This window comes from Legionella erythra (assembly GCF_001467615.1).
Lineage (GTDB): Bacteria > Pseudomonadota > Gammaproteobacteria > Legionellales > Legionellaceae > Legionella_C > Legionella_C erythra.
The window spans coordinates 1-2,946 of record NZ_LNYA01000007.1 but is presented as its reverse complement, the minus strand read 5'-3'; the positions used below and the strand labels follow the sequence as shown (position 1 = coordinate 2,946).

Below are 2,946 nucleotides of genomic sequence, written 5' to 3'. Positions count from 1 at the left end.
CCCTGATCTTTTTCTTGCACCCACTTGATCTTTTTCTTACAGCGTTTTAAAAATCAGGTGCGTTAGCCCTGAACAATGATGCTCAACTGCCTTTAAAAGCGCACCCCCAAGCCGGTTAGAGCGGATGGATGCTGTGCATAAAGCACAGCACGTTGGCAAAAAAAGAACGGATGAGACCCATCATCTTACCTAACGCGGAGGATACTTATCCGCCGTTGGCGTTGCTGTGATGAAGTCAACATCATGGGCCAGGGGTCTGCGATTGGCGCGAAAATAGGTGATGGGCGAATGGGCCAGTAAATCAGACAGCTTCGCCATGTAGATACAGGCAAAACGATCCACCTGATAGGCAAAATAACTTTCCTCAGCACCTGCACGGAAAACCCTGTCCCATTTGGGATTGTAAAATTGATGCTGCTCCTGCAGAAGCTTGGCCAACTCGGCATCAATGACGTTTAATTTTTTCTGTAACTCATTGATGTCGTCATCAAAGGCTTTGGTGTGCTCATCGATACGTCGCGTACAGCGCTCCACGTAGTGCTGTTCCAGCGCCTTTTTAATATTCATGGCCTCACCGATTTTTAGGGTGGTCGGCATGGCTTTAGCCTGCGCTTCGATTTCATCGCCCAACTCTTCAACCACCAGGGCAGTACGCCAGTTGCAATCTTTTTTCAAGCGGACAATATCGCCATAAATATGGTCACCGATGTAAAGGATTTCATCGCCGGTCAAGTGAAGATCATGGGTAAATTTATTAGCGCAACCGCCTTGATAAATACCCGGCACAATCGGCCCATTCAAATTGGTCATGCTGCCATCGACGCCGTTAATGTGTAAAAAACGCAGATTGTCGTAAAAGAATCGGGGTTTATTGGCCAAGGTAATCACAAACTCAAACAGACTGGTCCAATCTTTCCCCTCCTCGAGAAAAGGATTAATGGCATAATCCAGCATGAGCTTGGTGTAAAAATAATCGGAGTTGGTCAATACAAAAATCTTTTTCCCATGGCGGATATACCACTTAAGTCCCTCCACCACCTCCTTTTCCTTGATGACATACTCTTCAAGGTTTTCACTGATGACTTTTTTAAGGCTGCCGTCGGCGTGCGCCATGTCGACGTATTTAAGCACATCCATAGCAATGTCATGGTAGCTTGGCAGCTGATTCGGGTATTCATCCTTGAAATCGATCAGTTGACTGTACAATACAGCGAAAGCAATCGAGAATGAGGTATCAATCGCCTTGTAATTGGTGTCGCTTAAATCCACATAAATACTGCGATAAATATCCTGCTGCTCGGCGTAGCTGATAGGACGCGTGCCATGATAACTCTGGCGAATGGCGGCATAGCGGCTTAATTTAAGCAAATTGCCATTTTTGCTGTCGATGACCAACCCGCGAATGGCATCATCAAAATTAAACTGAAAGGCACGAATCGCCTCCGGGTAATGGTTATGACTGATTAATTTTTCCACAACCAGTGTGTAAACCAGCGTTTCAAGCTTTTTGGTGTTGTAGCGAATCAAGGTATGATCCATATCCAGACCAATGTACTTGATTTTTTTCATATTCAAAATGCGGTTTACAAACACTTTTTGATTCATCAGCTTTCCTCAATCTCCCGTGCATCCGGGGTATTAGTCATGAATGGACAAAGACTGGGCGATAACACCAGGGTTTCCTTTTCCTGGCGCGATAGCGTCTTGATAAAGCGTTCAAGCTTTAAAGCCGTTGATTTGTCTGAAACATGCCAATGGGCAGCCACTTCGACCGGCTTAAAACTTCGGGTGTATTTGCATTTTCCTGCCAGATGGGCCTGATAGCGGCGCGCCAGGTTATTGGTGTAGCCCGTATACAAACTGCCATTCTCACAGCGAAGCATATACACTGTATACGCTTTCATCAATCCCTCTCCTGTTCTCCTGGGCTTAGGTTACACCAAAGCCCTTTATAATTCATCTTTTATCACCTTCATGGCTGGCTGGGGGCATAAAAAAATCCACCACAGCCTGATTCCACACATTGGGCTTCTCAAGATTCGACAAATGACCCGCGTCTTCAATAACCACCAGTCGGCTGGTTTTAGTGATGGCCTGCATGGCCCGGCTTTGCGCCGGTGAAATCAAGGTATCGTCTGCACCGGTGATGAAAAGAATGGGTAAATCCGTTTCGGCTAAAAGCGAGGTGGACTCTTCACGGATAGCCATGCCCCTTAACGCCGAGGCCATTGCCTGAGGTGACTGCGCGGATAATAAATTGTTAAGCCAGATCCGTAAGGCGTCCGACGCATGCACTGACAAAGCCTTAGGCAAAAATCCGTCGACAAAGGCCTTGCTCCCATGTTGCAGGATGTCCTGCGCTGTCTGCTCCCTTTTTTCCTGCATGGGGGGTGTATCCGCAATCGCCTGCGTATCCGATAAAACCAGACCGGCCGTTTTAAGTGGGTATTTTTTCATAAAAGCCAATGCAACATAGCCGCCCATGGACTCACCGGCTAAAATGGCCTTTTTAATCCGCAGGCGTCGCAGGAGCAAAGCCACCTCATCGGCATAGTCCGCCATACTTACCGCTTCGCCACTGACGGATTGAGACTGGCCAAACCCCCACAGATCCAGCGTGATGACGCGAAAATGACTGGCTAGGGATTGCTGCGGCACCCAGAGGCTCTTATCCGTTGGGAATGCATGAATTAAAACCAAAGCCTGCCCTTTGCCGGTGTCGGTATACGCAATATGGGGTGCACCATAGGCCATCGATCCGCCCAGAAGAATCAATAAGGTTAGGCGTCGAAATATTCTTTCCATGATGTAAATCTCCGTTGAAAGGATTCCTATCATAGCCGGTTTTGGATAGGGAGCAATGGAAAAAACAGGCCAGGGCTAACGCACCTGATTTTTAAAACGCTGTAAGAAAAAGATCAAGTGGGTGCAAGAAAAAGATCAGGG

Annotated in this window: 3 protein-coding genes; all 3 read right to left on the bottom strand. The window is 47.3% G+C overall.

The annotated features are described in order from the left end of the window. Nucleotides 1–189 precede the first annotated feature (189 nt). Genes Lery_RS02990 through Lery_RS02980 form a run of 3 tightly spaced genes read right to left on the bottom strand, consistent with a single transcriptional unit; the run spans nt 190 to nt 2,805 of the window. Nucleotides 190–1,605: an HAD-IG family 5'-nucleotidase gene (locus Lery_RS02990; RefSeq protein WP_058525775.1), complete on the bottom strand. Its 1,416-nt coding sequence runs from the start codon at nt 1,603–1,605 to the stop codon at nt 190–192. Beyond that, nucleotides 1,605–1,904, bottom strand: a complete 300-nt coding sequence (locus tag Lery_RS02985) for a GIY-YIG nuclease family protein (RefSeq protein ID WP_058525774.1) — start codon at nt 1,902–1,904, stop codon at nt 1,605–1,607. Before Lery_RS02985 ends, Lery_RS02990 begins: the two co-directional genes overlap by 1 nt. A 52-nt stretch (nt 1,905–1,956) precedes the next feature. Further along, the gene (locus Lery_RS02980; protein WP_058525773.1) at nt 1,957–2,805 is read right to left on the bottom strand and encodes an alpha/beta fold hydrolase; all 849 of its coding nucleotides are present in this window, start codon (nt 2,803–2,805) and stop codon (nt 1,957–1,959) included. Nucleotides 2,806–2,946: the final 141 nt, after the last annotated feature.